We start from the raw sequence: 18644 nt of genomic DNA on the forward strand, positions 1-18644 counted from the left end.
GCTAGGCGATTATGATATTGGTTATTTATATCATTGTTATCATCGTCGATGGCAAAATTTGGGGGTCCGTTGTGTCTTTGCAATGGGCTTGTGTCTGACATGTAATATCCCTACAACTAGAGGAGAAGTGGTGAGCATGTTTACTCAACGTAAAACAATTCTTTCAATCGTGGCTGGTGTTTCACTAGCGTTATCTCAATCTGTTATTGCTAAAGATCGCGTCGTGCATTTTTACAATTGGGCTGGGCAAATCGGTTCTAATACTATTTCGGATTTTGAAAAGGCGACTGGCATCAAGCTTGTTTATGATGTGTATGATTCAAACGAAATCCTTGAAGGTAAATTAATGGCGGGCCATTCTGGTTTTGATGTGGTTTCTCCTTCTGATAGCTTTTTAGCTAAACAAATTAAATCAGATGTTTATTTACCATTAGATAAAAGGAAGTTACCGAATTGGAAAAATCTTGATCCAAATTTAATGAAGTTAATGGCAACCCATGATCCCGACAATAAATATGCTATCCCTTATGTGTGGATGACAACAGGTATCGGTTATAACATTGATAAAGTTAAAGAACGTTTGGGCGAAGACGCGCCAGTCGATAGTTGGGATTTAGTCTTTAAGCCTGAAAATATGGAAAAACTCAAAGATTGTGGTGTGGCATTTTTAGATGCGCCAACCGAAATTTTTGCGAGTGCACTTCGATATTTAGGTAAAGATCCAAACAGTACTGACGCTAAAGATTATACTGGTGCTGCTTATGAGTTGTTAGAAAAGGTGAGACCAAATATTCGTTACTTCCATTCTTCACAATATATTACCGATTTAGCAAATGGCGATATTTGTGTAATTTTAGGTTGGTCTGGCGATATTTTACAATCACGAGATAGAGCAAACGAAGCGAAAAATGGTGTGCATATTGGTTATCAAATTCCAAAAGAAGGCGCATTAGTCTTTTTTGATACCTTTGCGATTCCGAAAGATTCAGACAACCCTGGCGAAGCTCACGAGTTTTTAAATTTCGTGATGAAACCTGAAATTGCTGCACAAGTCACTAACGACGTGAACTTTGCTAGTGCTAATAAAGAAGCAAATGACAAATTTGTAAAACCAGAAGTGAAAAACGATCCAGCGGTTTATCCAAAACCAGAAGTGATGGAAAAATTATTCACTTTGCAAGTTAAAGATCCTAAACTTGAACGTGTAATTACCCGCACATGGACAAAACTCAAAACGGGTAAATAATCGATATTTTGTATATCGCATTAAAATGATAATTCTAGACGGATGGGCTATTGAGTCTTTCCGTCTCGTTTTTTTTGGCTTGTTGTTATGAGGAAAATAGAGTGAACAATAAAACAACAAATCAGGTACAGCCTAAAAAAAAGATGGTAACTCCGTTATTGGAGATTAAAAACTTAACCAAAGTTTTTAATGATGATTATTATGCCGTTGATGATGTCAATTTGACTATCTATACTGGTGAAATTTTTGCCTTATTAGGGGCATCGGGTAGTGGTAAATCTACGTTATTACGAATGCTCGCGGGTTTTGAACAGCCTACGTCGGGGCAAATCATTCTTGATGGTAAAGACTTATCGCAAGTCCCACCTTATGATCGTCCCATTAATATGATGTTCCAATCGTATGCTCTGTTTCCTCATATGTCGGTTGAGCAAAATATAGCCTTTGGTTTGAAGCAAGATAAATTAAATCATAACGAAATTAAACAACGCGTTGAAGAAATGCTAGCACTTGTGCATATGGAACAATTTGGCAAACGTAAACCACACCAGCTATCAGGTGGTCAGCGCCAACGTGTGGCTTTAGCCAGAAGTTTAGCCAAACGTCCAAAATTATTGTTACTTGATGAGCCTATGGGGGCGCTTGATAAACAACTTCGTGATCGAATGCAACTTGAAGTGGTGAGCATTTTAGAAAAAGTGGGCGCAACGTGTGTGATGGTGACTCATGATCAAGAAGAAGCCATGACCATGGCGGGGCGCATTGCGATTATGAATAAAGGTCAATTTGTACAAATTGGTGAGCCTGAAGAAATTTATGAACATCCAAATAGCCGTTATAGTGCCGAATTTATTGGTTCGGTAAATGTTTTTGACGGTATTTTGCAAGAGACACAAGAAGATGGTTTAATCATTAGCTGTCCTATGATTAAGCGGCCATTAAAAGTTGATTATGATTCGCCAGCAGTTGAAGGTGTACCGACTCAAGTCGCGCTGCGTCCAGAAAAAATTAAATTATGTGATGAAATCCCTGAAGATGCTTATAACGTTGCAACTGGTGAAATTGTCGAAATCGCTTATCTTGGTGATCTGTCGATTTATCACGTTAAATTACCAAGTGGGCAAATTATTATTGCGCAGCTACAAAATGAACATCGCTATCGCAAAGGCATGCCAACTTGGGGTGACATAGTTAACTTAAGTTGGGAAGTAGATAGTTGTGTTGTACTTACTGAATAAACAAAAGAGGATATCATAATGCGATCCATTGTATTCGGATTGTTGTTAAATGCATTTGTGTTGCTCAATGTTTATTGGCGTTTTGCAACAACAGGGGCATTTGATAATTTATTTTTAGATGCGTTATTTACCGCAATGACATTGAGTTTTTTATTGTCATGCTTGGGGTTATATTTAGTAAATTATAAACCATCTAGGTTTGCTTATCGGCTGATTATTGCTGGTAGTATATTATTTGTTCCTGCGGGGCTTGTGGCAATCTATTTTGCTTATAAAAAAATGCAACAACAACGCTCAGAAGCCGATCTAATGACTCTTTATGGGCGGTTAATTGTTATTGCCATTCCTTATTTATGGATGCTTTTGCTCTTTTTATTGCCATTTTTAATTGTATTTAGAATTAGTTTTTCTGAAAAAATCTTTTCGATTCCGCCTTATACTGATTTGTTTAGTTTCGATGATGGGTTGCTAAATATTGCTTTGAACTTTGGTTATTATATTAACTTAGTTACTGATAATATTTACATTGAGTCTTATTTAGAATCATTAAAAATTGCGGCTATTTCAACCATATTATGTATTTTAATTGGTTATCCATTAGCATGGGCAATTTCAAAATGTAAACAATCTACACGTAATATTCTATTATTGTTGATTATTTTGCCGTCTTGGACGTCATTTTTAATTCGAGTTTATGCGTGGATCGGTATTTTAAATCAAGAAGGCTTGTTAAATCACTTTTTAATGTGGTTAGGGGTTATTGATCAGCCGCTGGTGATTATAAAGACTTATTTGGCAGTTTATATTGGTATTGTGTATTCTTATTTACCGTTTGTTGTGTTACCTATTTATACTTCATTAAGTAAAGTGGATTCGACATTAATTGAAGCCGCATTAGATTTAGGTTGTAAGCCAATAAGGACTTTTTTCAAAATTATTGTGCCACTTACCAAAAATGGCATTATTGCAGGCGGTATGCTGGTGTTTATTCCGGCCGTTGGTGAATATGTGATACCTGAATTATTAGGACCATCTCAAAGTATCATGATTGGTACGCAAATTTGGACTATATTCTCTCGGGATACTGATTGGCCAGCAGCATCTGCTGTTGCGACAGTTATGTTGTTGATTTTAATAGTGCCAATTTACTATTTCAATAAGTTTCAAAGCCGACAAATGGAGGGTAAATAGATGAATGATTTACCTGTTATTTTGCGATCTTCTGTGATTGTATTTATCTCTTTGCTATTGGGTTCGTTAGTATTATCTATACTGATTAGTTCGGCTGGGTTAAATCTGCTTAGCGATATGAGCTTATATGTTAACTGTTTGATTTTTAGTTTTATTGTGACAGTGATTGTGACATTATCGCTCATTTTTCGATGCCTTAAAGGACTTATTTTATTGGTGGTATTTTCTTTTTTATATATCCCAATGATTATTTTAATTGTTTATTCATTTAATAGTTCTCGCTTAGTTACGGTGTGGGCTGAATTTTCAACTAAATGGTACTTTGAGCTAATGCATAATGAAGAGCTATTTAAAGCTGTTGGCCTGAGTTTAGCAATTGCCGCATGTGCAGCAACTTTTGCAACAATTTTAGGTACGCTTGCTTCTTATGCTGTTGTTCGCTTTAAACGATTTAAAGGGGCAAATCTGTTTTCATTTATGACAACAGCACCGCTTGTTATGCCTGATATTATTACAGGATTGGCATTATTGCTTTTATTTGTCGGTATGGGACAAATTCTTGGGTGGCCAAAAGACCGTGGCGCAATTACTATTTGGATGGCGCATACGACCTTTTGCATGGCTTATGTGACAGTGGTGATTAGTGCAAGGCTCCGTGAACTTGATAAATCAATTGAAGAAGCCGCTTTAGATTTAGGTGCTAATCCATTGAAAGTGTTCTTTATTATTACATTGCCAATGATTGCACCGGCATTAGTTTCTGGTTGGTTATTAGCCTTTACTTTGTCTCTTGATGATGTGGTGATTGCTAATTTCGTAACGGGGCCGGGAGCAATGACATTACCGAAGTTGATCTTTTCAAAAGTGAAATTAGGCGTCGATCCGCAAGTTAATGCGCTTGCAACTATTATTTTATTGATAGTTGGTATTATCGGGTTTATTTCATGGTTATGGATGCGTCAAGCTGAACGACGTCGAATAAATGAAACTCGTATGCATTAATATACACCGCACTTTATATTATTGCCGCGTTTTGCGGCAATATTTCGTTTTAAAATCTCCGTGTTTTTTTTATCATTTTGTATTATAGTGTGACTTGTCAATCTTTTTGGCAAAATTCTCAGGGCGGGGTGTAAGTCCCCACCGGTGGTATAGCCCACGAGCGCTTAATTTGTCTTGTTAACTGTGGTGATTTTTTTATTGTTCAGTTAATTTTGACGGGTTAAGGTCAAGCAGATTTGGTGAAATTCCAAAGCCGACAGTTAAAGTCTGGATAAAAGAGAGTTGCTTATCTTTCCAATATTTGCTGAAAGGCAAAACCATGCTAGTCGAGCACTGCCCTGATTCTGGTATTTTATTTATTTGTACTTAATTAATTTAATGACTAAATAGATTATCGTTAAATGGTTGAACGGTTATTTAGAGTTGATTAAGTAAATAATGAAATGAGTAAGTGAAAATATATAGGTATTTACCATGAATCAGTTTAATTTAAATGAGTTTGGAACCCCCATCGAACGTGTCAAAAAAGCGATCGCATCAATTCAAGCCGGTCAAGGGGTGCTGGTTTTAGACGATGAAGATCGTGAAAACGAAGGCGATATTATTTGGGCTGCCGAGTCCATTACTAGCCAGCAAATGGCACTGACTATTCGTTACGGCAGTGGTATTGTTTGTTTATGTTTACCACAAAAACGCTGTGAAGAGTTGCATTTGCCAATGATGGTGGAAAATAACACTAGCAAAAACAATACAGCATTTACTATTTCGATTGAAGCTGCTAATGGAGTTACAACTGGTGTATCAGCTGCTGATCGCGTTACTACGATTAAAGCCGCAGTGAATGATAACGCCAAACCTAGTGATCTTAATCACCCTGGGCATGTGTTTCCTTTAGTTGCTAAAGAAGGTGGTGTATTAGTTCGTCGAGGTCATACTGAAGCGTCGATTGATTTAGTGACATTAGCAGGTTTAAAACCTGCCGCAGTTCTGTGTGAGTTAACTAACGATGATGGTACTATGGCAAGAGCACCAGAAGTGGTTATGTTTGCTAAACAATATCATATGCCTGTTGTGACCATTGAAGATATTGTTGAGTATCGTAAATCGTTAGCAGTGTAGTAATAAAAAAAGTGACTTTAAATAATTGTTTAAAATCATAGTAATATTAAAATATTGTTTGCTATTTATGTCATTTTCCGCCGAAAGTATCGGCGGATAGGAGTTGAAATCAACCAAGTACTTTTAATGCACAGGCTTTTGTTATTTTAACGCCGTTTTCTAATGCTGAAGTATCGAACTTCATTTCTGGATGATGTAATCCTGGGGTTAAATCAGCACCTAATCCCCAAAAGCCAGCTTTGACATCGCGTTGACATGGATAGTTGAAAAAATCTTCTCCACCTGGAGTAAAAATTGGATCTTTTAAACCCGCTTTTCCAAGTACATCAACAATTGCTTCGGCAATAATTTGGGTGACATCGTTATCAATTTCAGCAGCTGGGATCTCTTTAGTGACATTAATATCCACTTTCGCACCGATAGATTCGGCACTGAGTTTTATTGCATTTAGAGTTTTGGCTTTGAGTTCATTCATTGCTGGGTTTGTTGAGGTTCTTAGATCCCAACATACATACGCTTCAGATGGAATGGCATTAGTTACACCTGCATCACAAATGCAACGTGTTGCTTTGACGCTATAAGTTAAACTTGGTGCAAGGTGAATGGTGTTAACCGCCTGAATGGCGAGTGCTGCTGCATCAAGCGCATTAATGCCTAAATGTGGGCGAGCACCATGCGCAGGTATTCCATGAATATTGGCTTCAACGGTAGTGGATGCCGAATAGTACATTGCTGCTGAGGCAAAGCCTTTAGGACATTCATCTTTAGGGCGTAAATGTAAGCCGATAATCATGTCAACATCGTCAATAACGCCACCTTCAATCATGGCTAAAGCGCCTGAACCAAGCTCTTCAGCTGGTTGGAAGATCAGTTTTAATCGTCCTTTTTTGATGTTGTTTTCTTTTATTAGTTCTTGTGCCGCAGTTAATAATATTGATGAGTGGCCGTCATGACCACATGTGTGCCTTGCACAATGCTTACCATCAATGATATGACCCAATGCATCCATATCAGCCCGTAAAGCAAGTACTGGACCTAGTTTTCCGCTATCATATTGGGCTACAATCCCAGTTGTATTATTAATATTACGGCTTACCTTATAACCGACTTGTTCAAGCTGCTGTGCAATATATGCCGATGTTTTGTGTTCTTCAAATCCCAATTCAGGAATTTGATGTAAATATTGATAATGTTCTAATACATTAGACATTGAGATCTCCTCGATCAAGCAATAAATCGCATAATAATCATTGCAATAAGTGCATTAAAAATACTGGTTAACATAAGCAACGGCCAGTATTTTTTAGGTACATCGGCAACGCCTAATAATCGCCCCATATATTGCAATTGTGAGCCCATCAAGAAAATAGCAGGAGTAAGAATGGTTATTGCTGTTGTATTGAGTGTGCCGCTAGTAAATAAGTTAACGGCAACACCAGTCCCCGCTGATGCTGATAACCATGCGGTCAATAGTACGGTAATGGCTTCGCCAGGTAAGCCAAAAATTTCCATGACTGGTGCGCAATAAGTTCCAATTAATTGCATTATACCTAAACGTTTTAAAATTTCGGTGATCACAAATGCCATTAAGATGTTTGGCATTAAATTGTTAATGGCGATATTGAATCCTTTGCGTGCACCAATAACAAAAATATCTAAAGGATTATTTGTTTGTTTTTGTGAATTACTCATTGATAAAATCCTTTTTATAAATTGAATTTAATACCAAGCGGACCAGTATGGCGCCAACAAATTTAAGCACTAACATAATAACAAGAGGAATAAAAATTGCCACAGTCATTGAGGCAAATAATGCTGAACCAATCGAAAAGTAGTTATTGATTAAACCTGCACCAGAATATTGCCAAGCACTAATAATGATCAAATCTTTTTTGGTAATTTGCTTTTCGTCATATAACTCTTTGGTTAATACCGCACCTGCATCAGTGCTTTGTAGATCGGTAATTAGTGCAAGTCCTGTTTTGCCTGGAACGCCTAAAATTGGTTTTAATAATGGCGTTAACAATTTGTGTGCTGCACGGATTGTGCCGTAATGGGTAAAGATCTCTAACACACCTAACGCTAACATAACTGTTGGTATAAGAGATAAAGCAAAAATAAATCCAGCTCTTGCACTGTTACCCCCTTCGCCTACAAAGGTGTTTTTTTCGGGATGGAGCATGGTACCAAATTTACCACTTAAGCTAGTAAAATCAAATGCGCCTAACCATTCTTTACCTTCTACATTAAAAAACAAGCCTGAAAAAAACAAAATTGCTACCACTAATGACACGTAAGCTTTTATACCTACTTTAAATTCATTATCTGAGTTTTTTGACATGCTATCTTCCTTTTATTTTATTATGTTTAACTTTTTGATATATCCTATAATTAGCGATACTTAATAAGCGCGAAAAGCGTTTAATCTATTTTTCAGTCAAAAAATAGTCTAAAAGTGCTATTTTAGCATTCTATAACAATTTTAAATAAAATCGAAAAGTATAACTATTTTTATTTTTTTCTAATAATTCATCTATTTTTTTTATATCTTGCTAAAAAGATACGATGCGATAATATATTGGAGTTAGTAAGCCAACTTGTATAATATGTAAAATATTGAATTATACTATTTGGTCCTTGTCATTTATATTTTATCAGTATAAAATTATCTACTTAATTGAAAAATAATAATAAAAACCATGACGATGTTTCATAAACATTAGACCATTCTGATTTAGTGGTTAGAAATATATAGCAATTAAGATCTTTTGGTGGCAAATTTTCTATTTGCGAACCATCTTTTGTTTAACCATTGCTTATCGGCAATAGAGCATAATCAAGCATTATATTTAAAAAATATAGTACAGCAAAAGATAAAATAGCAAAAGCGAGGTAGCTATGTTTAGCGTGAATAAAGAGTGGGCATTTGTGATGCTGACCTGCTTTTTTGAATTGTGTTGGATTTTGGGGTTTAGCATCGCAACAGAACTTTGGCAATGGGTTATTATTGTGTCTCTTATTATTGTTGATTTTACATTCTTGACCAATGCCTGTAAGACAATACCCACAGGCACGGTTTATGCTATATTTTCGGGCGTTGGTGCGGTTGGTGCAACAGTAATTGATATATTGCTTTTTGACAAAGAAATTAAGTTAATTCAGCTTTTTTTTGTGGCACTAATTATTATTGGTGTTGTACAACTCAAACGAGCTGATAGTTAATATTATAATATAAGGACAATTTTAATCATGGGATGGCTATTGATATTAATTGCATCAGTTTTTGAAGTAATTGGTGCAATTGGCCTTAAGCTATATGCAGAGCAAAAAAGTCTGCTTAGACTTGTTTTGTATTGGGGGGGGTTTTTTGTTTCTTTTATACTTTTTTACTTTTCACTTCATTATCTTGAATTGAGCATTGTGTACCCTGTTTGGGTTGGCCTTGGTACATCGGGAGCGGTGCTAGCTAATATGCTGCTATTTAATGAACCTAAAAACACACCTCGGTTATTTGGGCTGGCTATTATTATCATAGGTGTTGTGGGTTTACATTCTACTTTATAATGAGTTATGACTGAATTAATAAATAAAAAAACCGGAGATAAACTCCGGTAACGCAAAGCGTAAGTAAGATAAGGATGAATGAATAAAAATGAAATTAAATTTCGTTAGCATGCTCTTTTAAGAAACTTGCAACGCCTTTAGGATTTGCTTGCATACCTTTTTTACCTTTTTCCCATTGTGCTGGGCAAACTTCGCCGTGTTCTTCATGGAATTGGAACGCATCAACAATACGGATCATTTCGTCAATATTACGACCAATTGGTAAATCATTGATTGTTTCATGACGTACAATTCCTGATTTATCAATAAAGAATGAAGCACGTAGTGCAACACCAGCTTCTGGATGTTCAACGCCATAAGCTTGCATAATTGAGTGTTTGATATCCGCAATAATTGGGAACTTGACTTCACCAATACCGCCTTTTTCTTGAGGTGTATTGCGCCATGCATTATGTACATATTCAGAGTCCATAGAAACACCGATGACTTCAACCCCTCGTTTTTTAAATTCTTCTAGGCGGTTATCAAATGCGATAATTTCTGATGGGCAAACAAAAGTAAAGTCCATTGGCCAAAAGAAGATAACGGCATATTTACCTTGAATATGTTGTGATAAATTGAAGTTGTTAACAATTTCACCAGAGCCTAAAACAGCGGTTGATGTAAAGTCTGGGGCTTGTCGGGTGACTAATGTCATAGTGGTTCTCCTTAATAAATAAATGTAAAGCATATTGCGTAGCATTATAGCAATTAAAACCTATTGTCCAAGTTGTTATAAGCAATCGATATCATAAGTTTTAGCTATTGAATATTCAATTATCATTTGATATTAGTAATTGATTTTTTGGGTTTGCCTTTATTTTTAGTGTCACGATGGCGCTGTTTTACTTTTTTCTTTTTTGCCTGCTCTTGTTTTTTGCTTGTGCTTTTTTGTTTGGCTTTTTGTGAGGGCTTTTTCTTAGTTGTCGGTTTTGGCGCTTTTGTTTTAGGACGCAATTCGTCAATTGTTCTTAACTTGATCGGTTCTTGAATGTAGCGCTCAATTTTTTGCAACAAATCGTTATCATGTGCTTCGACTAGTGTTATTGCAGTGCCTTTTTTCCCTGCGCGAGCAGTGCGACCAATGCGGTGCAAGTAAACATCTGCGGTTTTCGGGGCATCAAAATTAATAACGTGGGTGATATCGTCAATATCAATTCCACGTGCTGCAACATCAGTTGCAACCAGTACATTAACAGTATTATTGCTAATTCTTTTGATTGCTTCGTTGCGTTTTGCTTGTACCATTTCGCCTTCTAAATAGCAACTGTGGATGCCAGCTTGATGCAGTAGGTTAACTAATTCGTGCACACGTTCACGTTTACGAACAAATACAATGGTTTTTTTTAATTCTTGTTGTTTTAATAAATGAGTAAGTAGTGCCACTTTATGGGGTAAGTCGTCAGCACGATAATAGAATTGTAAGATCTTTTTTCGCTCTTTACGTGATGGATCGGCATTGATTTCAATTGGTGTATTTAAAATACGACTGGCAAAATTATGCAGCCCTTCGCCTTCAAGTGTAGCTGAAAATAATAAAGTTTGCTTACGCCAGCGAGTTTCGGCTGATATGGTTTCGACATCTTGCGAAAAGCCCATGTCTAGCATGCGATCCGCTTCATCTAAAATCAACATTTCAACAGCTCGACAATCGAAATTCTCTTCTTTTATATATTGTAATAATCGACCTGTTGTTGCTATAACGATATCTTGGTTTTTACTAAATACCTCGGCGTGATTCATATAAGCAACACCGCCGGTAATAGTTGCAATACTTAAATGGGTGGATTCGGTTACTAATTTTGCTTGTTCGGCAATTTGCATAGCAAGCTCACGCGTTGGTGTTAAAATCAAAATGCGTGGTGGACCTGGTTTACGACGTGGAAAGTCCAATAAATGTTGTACAGCAGGAATTAAAAAAGCCAGTGTTTTACCGGTACCCGTAGGCGCGGAGCCTAAAATATCTTTGCCATCTAAAGCAACGGGGATGGTTTGCGCTTGGATAACTGTTGGAGTATTTATATTTTGTGCTTGAAGATTGTGAATTAATATATCATCTAATTCTAAATCAGAAAAAGTGTATGCTGTCATAGTGTTCTTGTTATCTAAAATTATAGGGCACATTATAACGGCAATTGTTATAACTACAATCAATAAAAGTGTGATGGATTATTATTCGTTCCTTATGGGGTGTTTCATTGTATGCAATTTGTTGTGATTTAACAGTCTATTTGTGTGTCTAATAATTACACGCTTTATTTCAGCAAAACTTATCATCGCTGGTTATTTATGGTAAGATTAAGGGTATTATTATATCATGCAAAACGATTATTTTTTACACAGTGGAAATGAAATTAATTTAATTAGTTTGGTGCTTAACCATTTTGTCAGTTAACGCAAATTAACTTAAAATTCCATATTAAATAGTACGCCTATAATCAATATCAGATAATGACTATGACTGAATGTTTCTCGAATGATAACTATAATCGACAATTAGAAAAAAAAATAGATAATTTAAAAGCATTATTATCAGACTTTTCACTTCCCGAATTAGCTGTATATTCATCGCCTATTAGCCATTATCGTATGCGTGCTGAGTTTAGAATCTGGCATGATGGCGAAGATCTTTATCATATTATGTATGATAAAAAAACAAAAAAAAGGGTTAGGATTGATCAATTTCCCATCGCAACTAAACTCATTAATCAAGCCATGCAGGCGATTTTACCTTTGTTACAACATAATCAGTTGCTTCGCCATTTATTGTTTCAAATTGATTATTTTTCGACATTAAGTGGTGAGTTATTAATTACGCTTTTGTATCACAAAAAATTAAGCGATGAGTGGATCATTGAAGCAAAAAAATTAAAAGAGCAATTAGCTGAACAGGGCATAGATGCCAGTATTGTCGGGCGAGCTAGTAATCAAAAAATAGCGATTGATGTTGATTATATTGATGAAGCTTTGCCAGTAATGGATAAGACGTTTCTTTATCGCCAAGTTGAAAATAGTTTTACTCAACCTAATGCTGCGGTAAATATTAAAATGCTACAGTGGGCTGTATCTGTTACTAAAAACTCATCGGGTGATTTACTTGAGTTTTATTGTGGTAATGGTAACTTTTCAATAGCGTTGGCGCAAAACTTTCGTAAAGTGTTGGCAACCGAAATTGCTAAAGCATCGGTTTATTCAGCTCAGTATAATATTGCAGTTAACCACATTGATAATCTTATTGTTGTACGATTATCGGCCGAAGAATTTACTAGTGCAATTAAAAAAGAACGCGAGTTTAATCGTTTAAAAGGAATTAATTTAGATGATTATCAGTGTGATACGGTACTTGTTGATCCACCCCGTGGTGGATTGGATTTAAATACCATTGAGATATTGACATCCTATAAAACTATTATTTATATTTCGTGTAATCCTTATACATTGCGTGATAATTTGCAGTTATTGACCAAGACACATTCAATTCAACATTTGGCTATGTTTGATCAGTTTCCTTATACCGAACATATCGAAACAGGTATTGTGTTGTGTAAAAAATAACAGGATATAATATTCAAAATAGGATATTTTTGCTAAAATATCCTCATATTTATACCTTACTACTTATTGTTTCAAGTATACATACATAGTTACATAGATTTATAATAAAAAAAACCCTAGGTAAACTAGGGCTGCATTAAATTGCAAGGAATGGATGAAAGGAAATAAAACAATGAAACAATAATGTCTAGCCTCATGAATCATTGTGTAGCTACTATAGCAAAGACAAACAAACTTATTAATGACATGATCATTACAAAATAGTCATTAAACTATCATGTTTGGTTTGGCGTCTATCATTTATTCTGTTGTGATATTAGGCAATTTCGACAACAGACAAATAACAAAGGAAGTATTCAAACATGAAATTGTTAGTAGTTGAAGATGAGCAAAAAACAGGCGAGTATCTTCGCCAAGGTTTAATTGAATCTGGATTTGTTGTTGATCTGGCAAACAATGGTCTTGATGGTTATCATAAGGCAATGACTGAGGATTATGATTTAATTATTTTAGATGTCATGTTGCCAGATATTGTTGGTTGGAAAATTGTTCAGTCGCTGCGTGAAGCAGGCAAAGATACCCAAATCATGTTACTCACGGCTATGGGGCGTGTAGAAGATAAAGTAAAAGGCCTTAACTTAGGAGCAGATGATTATTTAGTAAAACCTTTTTCATTTGCTGAATTATTGGCACGAGTTAAATCAATGCTTCGACGTAATGTGCCTCAAGTTAATAATTCTCAATTGAGTATTGCTGATCTGGTCATGGATCTCCCTAAACGGACGGTAACACGTGGTGATAAACGTATTGATTTAACTAATAAAGAGTTTTTATTATTAGAGTATTTTTTACGTTATCCGGGCGAAGTGTTACCACGCTCGCTAATTGCTTCTCAAGTTTGGGATATGAATTTTGATAGTGATACTAATGTAATTGATGTTGCGATTCGTCGATTACGTAATAAAATCGATGCTGATTTTGAGCCAAAATTAATTCATACAGTCCGTGGAATGGGGTATAAGTTAGATGTCTTGGATGAAAACGAATAAGTTAATCTCATTTCGTTTGCCTCTTGTTGTTTGTTTGTTAACTTGTGGCTTGCTTTATTGTTTTAGTTTTTTTATTGAACGTTCTTTTGAAAAACTTTCAATTCAACAAAATGTCTCTGAGCTAAATTCGGTTATTGACTCCATTGAACGTGAACTTGTGTATTATTCTCCAGACGATAATCGTGATGAATTTATTCAGAATTTGTTATTAATTCTAACTGGGCATCATCGTTTATTTGTTTATATCATTGATGATGCAGGTAAAATTGTTTACCGAACACGTGGACCAAATTTAGCATTTGCTAAAACTCAGATTGATTTTGACACCATTATTAAAAATCATAGCACTGATGTTTGGAATCAAGATAAAGCATCATATCGAGTTGCTGCATCAAGCGTTGTTATTGAAAATGGTAAACAATATACAACTATAGCTGCTGTTGGTCGTGATTTACATATTGAATTTATTCAGCGATTACACGATGGTTTAGGATTACTTATTGGTATTGCTTGTATTTTGGCATTAATTGGTTCTTTTATTAGTATCTATTTTACCCAAAAACCGATTAATCGATTGATTAAAAAGATCGAAAAAATTAATCTTAAAAGCTTGAATTACCGTATTCCTACATCGCTGGTTCCCATTAAATACGTTAGCTTAGTCAAAGCATTTAATAATATGCTTAATCGTATGGAGGATGTGTTTCAGCGTCAACGCAATTTTACGGCAGATATTGCCCATGAAATGCGAACACCGATTACCAATCTAACAACTCAAACGCAAATTGTGCTGAGTAATGCTAGATCGACGAATGAATACCGTGAGATTTTATATTCTAATTTAGAAGAATACGAAAAAATGTCGCAGATGATTTCTGATATGCTATTTTTAGCTCAAGCAGATAATCGTCAACTGGTACCTAATTTAATTGATATTGATTTACATGATATGATCACCATGATGTGTGAGTATTTTGAACCACTTACTGATGAGAAAAATATTATCTTTAATCTTGAAGGTAATTGTTCCCATATTCAAGGGGATAAGATGATGTTAGGGCGAGCAATTAGTAATATTTTATCCAATGCAATTCGTTATACACCAGAAAACCAAATTATCACTATAACTTTAAACCAAGTCAGTGAGAAACGCATTAGGATTATTATAGCTAACCCGGGTAAAAAAATTGATAGCAAACATTTGCCACATCTTTTTGAGCGGTTTTATCGGGTTGATGAATCACGTCACCGTAATGGTAAAGATCGTTCGGGTACAGGCATAGGGCTTGCGATCGTTAAATCCATTGTTGAAACACATAAAGGCTCTATTTATGCTGAATCTGATGAGCAATCTACGAGATTTATTATTAATTTACCAACGGCTATTTAACATCAAAGTCGCTTATCAATAAATTAGCTGCTGTATAAGCAGCTTTTTCTTTTAGTTCTTGCGGTACATGATCGTTACGGACAATGTCGTCCAACACTTGCATGACAGCGCCTAAGGCATCTTCAATATAACCTAGTTCATTACTGCCAATTTGCGCATATTTTTCACAAATAAGTGCGCTATATTGATTTATTAACTTCATTTTTTGATTCCACCTATAAAAAGTTAGTTAAGCGCTGATAAACTTGCTCAGCTTGAATGGTTTGCATGCTTTTCTCTTTTGAGATAATGCTGAATTGATTTTTTCCATAGCCACCGATTAAATTTGGATCGGTTTGGCCAAATAAAGTAATGTTAGGACGATCCAATGCGGCAGTTAAGTGACTTAATCCTGTATCAACCGAAACAACCGCTTTTGCTCCAGCAATAATCCTTGCTATGTTAGAAAGTGGAAGTTTGGGAAGAACTTCGACATGTTGAAAGCCTTGAGCTAAGCGAATTGCTCGTGCTTGTTCATGTGGCGCCCCCCAAGGTAGCTTTATTCTTAATCCTGTCGGTTCAACTAATTTAATTAATTTTCGCCAAGCGTCTTCATTCCAATGCTTTTCATCGCGTGTTGTTGCATGTAAAAAAATTAGATACTGCTGATTATCGCTAGGTAGTGAAGATAAAAAGTGGCGCGCAATGGCATAATCACCCATTGAATTAGGTAGCTTGTACTGTAGACTTTGCGCAAACAGTAATCTAATACGCTCAATGGCATGCATCTGTTTGGGTACATTGTGTTTTACATCATAAAACCAACTGGCAATGGGTTCTTTAATGCTGTTTCGATCTAAACCATGCTTAATGCCTTGAGCTTTACGAGTAATAAGAAATGCACTTTTAATGAGTCCTTGCGCATCAATAATCACATCATATTGTTGTTGTCTTAAGGTATTAATAAAATCATGTCGCTCTTGGCGAATTGATTTAGCAAACCAATTTTTTCGCCAGCGTCTTATTGCAACAGGGAGCACTTTATTTACTGCAAAGTGCCAGCTGGGTATTTGGGCAAAATTTTCTTCTACTACCCAATCAAAAGTGATATCAGGTAAGTTGTTAGTAGCATCCGTTAATGCCGGTAGAGTATGGAGCACATCCCCCATGGATGACGTTTTAATCACTAATACTCGCATTATTCATTACTCTTTTGGCAACGTATGATAAGTTTCATCAAGGTTTCAAATACAATATCGGGTTTAATATCGATTAGACTTTGATGATAACCTTGTTCGGCATCGCCTTTACGGACGCGATGGTATCCGGTAATTAGGCGGATAACTTTGGCTTTATCAGACAGTGGTGGGGTAAAATCAGGGCTACTTGGTCCATAAAGTGCAACTAGAGGTCTGTCTAAAGCGGCAGCAATATGCATTAATCCTGAGTCATTAGTCACAATGGCTTTACAAGCTGCAATTAAACTAACTGCTTGCTCTAATTCGGTTTGACCGGCTAGATTAATGCACTTATCGCGATGTATCATTTTGGCAAGGATTTGTTCACCCACTATACGATCATTTTTGGAACCCAAAATAATAACTTTGGCGTGTTGTTGAACTAGCATATCAGCAAGAGCGGCGTAATGATAATCGGGCCAACGTTTTGCCGGTCCAAATTCAGCCCCTGGACAAAAGCCAATTAATGGTTCATCTTGTGTAATTGCAAAGGTTAAAAGGGCTTGAATTATTTCGTCTTGTTCAACATTGAGTTTTGGCCATAACAAGGGTTGTGGTAAATCAGAAGACGAATGAATTTTATCTTTGGGATATGCAAGGGCAATATAGCGTTCAACCATTAACGGAAATGCCTGTTTATCGAGTTTTCGCAGGTCATTTAATAATCCATAGCGAATTTCACCTTTCCAGCCTGTGCGCTTAGGAATTTTTGCGAAAAATGGAATCATTGCCGATTTGAAAGAATTAGGCAACACAATTGCCTGATCATAATGGTTATCACGCAGTGATTTTCCTATTTCGCGACGTTTTGCTAAAGCAAACTCACCATGGCCTAATGGCATTGCAATTGCTTGATTTACTTCTGGCATTTTATTTAACAGCGCTCGACACCAAGCCGGTGCTAATACATCAATTCGATTATTAGAATCAAGTTGTTTTAATGTGCGATACAAACTTTGCGACATCATCATATCGCCAACCCATGAAGGACCAATAATGAGTGTTTTCATTTAATTAATTCCCTTTATTGTTCATTGAGCCATTTCATATATTCCGCAGTTCCTTCAGCAACAGTTTTAAATTCGATTGGACATGTTGTTTGTCTAAATTTAGTCATATCAGCTTGAGTATAGCTTTGGTAACGCCCTTTTAGATGCTCAGGGAAAGGAATATAATCAATTTCGCCTTTTTTATGATAGTTAAGTACCGCATCAGCAACAGCTTGAAATGATTCTGCTCGACCTGTTCCACAGTTATAAATGCCCGAGATTTTGTTTTTCCAGAACCATAAATTGACCGCAACGACATCACCAACATAAATAAAGTCACGTTTAAAATTCTCACTACCAGCAAAGAGTTTTGGTTTTTCACCTTTGTTAATCTGTTCATTTAAATGAAATGCAACACTTGCCATGCTACCTTTGTGCGATTCGCGAGGTCCATAGACATTAAAATAACGGAATCCGCAAACTGGTGAATTAGCTTGGGGTAATAGTTGTCTTACGTATAGGTCGAATAAGAACTTAGAATATCCATAAACATTTAAAGGTTTTTCGTAAGCGCGATCTTCAATAAAGTTATCACTGCGTCCACCATAAGTTGCGGCAGATGATGCATATAAAAATGGAATGTTGAAGTTTAAACAGTAATGCAGTAAGTCTTTTGAATAGTCATAGTTGTTTTCCATCATAAATTTACCATCCCATTCAGTGGTTGATGAACAAGCACCTTGGTGAAAAACAACATCAATATCGAGATCTTCATGACTAATAATAGCTGCGATAAACTCGTCTTTATCCATATAATCGGCAATATCTAGATCAGCCAAATTGGCAAATTTAGTGCCGTCGGTTAAATCATCAACAACTAAAATGTCTTTATGTCCTAGATCATTTAGACCTTTCACAATATTACTACCAATAAATCCAGCACCGCCAGTTACAACAATCATGCTTATTTTCCTTAACCAATAAAATTAATCTGCTTATCATACCGATTTATGGCAAAATTTTCGAGTAATCATTTAAAAATGCA

At 35.9% G+C, this 18644-nt stretch carries 19 protein-coding genes and 1 riboswitch; of the genes, 10 read left to right on the forward strand and 9 right to left on the reverse strand.

What is annotated here, in order from left to right; translation table 11 throughout:
* The first annotated feature begins 136 nt into the window (after window positions 1-136).
* The 5 genes from GYY69_RS01550 to ribB all read left to right on the forward strand — a co-directional run bounded on the left by GYY69_RS01550 (window position 137) and on the right by ribB (window position 5796).
* The gene (locus tag GYY69_RS01550; RefSeq protein ID WP_174796101.1) at window positions 137-1246 is read left to right on the forward strand and encodes an extracellular solute-binding protein; all 1110 of its coding nucleotides are present in this window, start codon (window positions 137-139) and stop codon (window positions 1244-1246) included.
* A 101-nt stretch (window positions 1247-1347) separates the two neighbouring features.
* Window positions 1348-2484: a putrescine ABC transporter ATP-binding subunit PotG gene (gene potG / locus GYY69_RS01555; RefSeq protein WP_342354051.1), complete on the forward strand. Its 1137-nt coding sequence runs from the start codon at window positions 1348-1350 to the stop codon at window positions 2482-2484.
* 279 nt (window positions 2485-2763) lie between these two features.
* The gene (locus GYY69_RS01560) at window positions 2764-3675 is read left to right on the forward strand and encodes an ABC transporter permease subunit (protein WP_174796154.1); all 912 of its coding nucleotides are present in this window, start codon (window positions 2764-2766) and stop codon (window positions 3673-3675) included.
* Window positions 3676-4677 (forward strand): ABC transporter permease subunit, encoded by a 1002-nt coding sequence (locus GYY69_RS01565; RefSeq protein ID WP_202984917.1) that lies wholly within the window; start codon window positions 3676-3678, stop codon window positions 4675-4677.
* 110 nt (window positions 4678-4787) lie between these two features.
* Window positions 4788-4964: riboswitch (FMN riboswitch) on the forward strand.
* 187 nt (window positions 4965-5151) lie between these two features.
* Window positions 5152-5796, forward strand: a complete 645-nt coding sequence (gene ribB, locus GYY69_RS01570; RefSeq protein ID WP_174796102.1) for a 3,4-dihydroxy-2-butanone-4-phosphate synthase — start codon at window positions 5152-5154, stop codon at window positions 5794-5796.
* A gap of 109 nt (window positions 5797-5905) precedes the next feature.
* Here the strand turns inward: ribB and GYY69_RS01575 are convergent, their stop codons facing one another.
* From GYY69_RS01575 to GYY69_RS01585, 3 genes are read right to left on the reverse strand one after another with little or no spacing between them, the layout of a single operon-like run.
* A complete protein-coding gene (locus tag GYY69_RS01575) occupies window positions 5906-7006 on the reverse strand; it encodes an amidohydrolase (protein WP_174796103.1) in 1101 nt (366 codons plus the stop codon).
* Between the two features lie 14 nt (window positions 7007-7020).
* Complete coding sequence (locus GYY69_RS01580; protein WP_065639207.1) at window positions 7021-7488, reverse strand: YjiG family protein; 468 nt, start codon at window positions 7486-7488, stop codon at window positions 7021-7023.
* Window positions 7481-8137: a nucleoside recognition domain-containing protein gene (locus GYY69_RS01585; RefSeq protein WP_174796104.1), complete on the reverse strand. Its 657-nt coding sequence runs from the start codon at window positions 8135-8137 to the stop codon at window positions 7481-7483. Before GYY69_RS01585 ends, GYY69_RS01580 begins: the two co-directional genes overlap by 8 nt.
* Before the next feature lie 557 nt (window positions 8138-8694).
* Between GYY69_RS01585 and GYY69_RS01590 the strand changes: the two genes are divergently transcribed.
* A complete protein-coding gene (locus tag GYY69_RS01590; protein ID WP_194240578.1) occupies window positions 8695-9018 on the forward strand; it encodes a DMT family transporter in 324 nt (107 codons plus the stop codon).
* Between the two features lie 27 nt (window positions 9019-9045).
* The gene (locus GYY69_RS01595; protein WP_065639205.1) at window positions 9046-9360 is read left to right on the forward strand and encodes a DMT family transporter; all 315 of its coding nucleotides are present in this window, start codon (window positions 9046-9048) and stop codon (window positions 9358-9360) included.
* Between the two features lie 94 nt (window positions 9361-9454).
* Here GYY69_RS01595 and GYY69_RS01600 read toward each other — a convergent pair whose 3' ends face one another.
* Together GYY69_RS01600 and srmB are read right to left on the reverse strand one after the other, a co-directional pair.
* Window positions 9455-10057: a peroxiredoxin C gene (locus GYY69_RS01600; protein WP_174796105.1), complete on the reverse strand. Its 603-nt coding sequence runs from the start codon at window positions 10055-10057 to the stop codon at window positions 9455-9457.
* 122 nt (window positions 10058-10179) lie between these two features.
* On the reverse strand, window positions 10180-11490 hold the full coding sequence (gene srmB / locus GYY69_RS01605) for an ATP-dependent RNA helicase SrmB (RefSeq protein ID WP_174796106.1): 1311 nt from the start codon (window positions 11488-11490) through the stop codon (window positions 10180-10182).
* Between the two features lie 366 nt (window positions 11491-11856).
* On the opposite strand from srmB, the gene trmA reads away from it, so the two are divergent.
* The 3 genes from trmA to GYY69_RS01620 all read left to right on the forward strand — a co-directional run bounded on the left by trmA (window position 11857) and on the right by GYY69_RS01620 (window position 15393).
* Window positions 11857-12954 carry a tRNA (uridine(54)-C5)-methyltransferase TrmA gene (gene trmA, locus GYY69_RS01610; protein WP_174796107.1) on the forward strand — a complete coding sequence of 366 codons (1098 nt, stop codon included), beginning with the start codon at window positions 11857-11859 and terminating at the stop codon, window positions 12952-12954.
* Window positions 12955-13316: 362 nt separating this feature from the next.
* Entirely contained in the window at window positions 13317-14003 is a 687-nt protein-coding gene (locus tag GYY69_RS01615) for a heavy metal response regulator transcription factor (RefSeq protein WP_065639201.1), read from the forward strand.
* Complete coding sequence (locus GYY69_RS01620; RefSeq protein WP_174796108.1) at window positions 13981-15393, forward strand: heavy metal sensor histidine kinase; 1413 nt, start codon at window positions 13981-13983, stop codon at window positions 15391-15393. The genes GYY69_RS01615 and GYY69_RS01620 overlap by 23 nt, the downstream gene beginning before the upstream one ends.
* Here GYY69_RS01620 and GYY69_RS01625 read toward each other — a convergent pair.
* The 4 genes from GYY69_RS01625 to rfaD are packed head-to-tail and all read right to left on the reverse strand — an operon-like array spanning window position 15386 to window position 18561.
* Window positions 15386-15586 (reverse strand): YaeP family protein, encoded by a 201-nt coding sequence (locus tag GYY69_RS01625; protein ID WP_174796156.1) that lies wholly within the window; start codon window positions 15584-15586, stop codon window positions 15386-15388. The genes GYY69_RS01620 and GYY69_RS01625 overlap by 8 nt on opposite strands.
* 22 nt (window positions 15587-15608) lie before the next feature.
* Window positions 15609-16571 carry a lipopolysaccharide heptosyltransferase RfaC gene (gene rfaC / locus GYY69_RS01630; RefSeq protein ID WP_174796109.1) on the reverse strand — a complete coding sequence of 321 codons (963 nt, stop codon included), beginning with the start codon at window positions 16569-16571 and terminating at the stop codon, window positions 15609-15611.
* Window positions 16571-17620, reverse strand: a complete 1050-nt coding sequence (rfaF, locus tag GYY69_RS01635) for an ADP-heptose--LPS heptosyltransferase RfaF (RefSeq protein WP_174796110.1) — start codon at window positions 17618-17620, stop codon at window positions 16571-16573. Before rfaF ends, rfaC begins: the two co-directional genes overlap by 1 nt.
* Before the next feature lie 14 nt (window positions 17621-17634).
* Window positions 17635-18561 (reverse strand): ADP-glyceromanno-heptose 6-epimerase, encoded by a 927-nt coding sequence (gene rfaD / locus GYY69_RS01640; protein WP_174796111.1) that lies wholly within the window; start codon window positions 18559-18561, stop codon window positions 17635-17637.
* Window positions 18562-18644: the final 83 nt, after the last annotated feature.

This window comes from Gilliamella sp. ESL0250, assembly GCF_013345045.1.
Classification (GTDB): domain Bacteria; phylum Pseudomonadota; class Gammaproteobacteria; order Enterobacterales; family Orbaceae; genus Gilliamella; species Gilliamella apicola_H.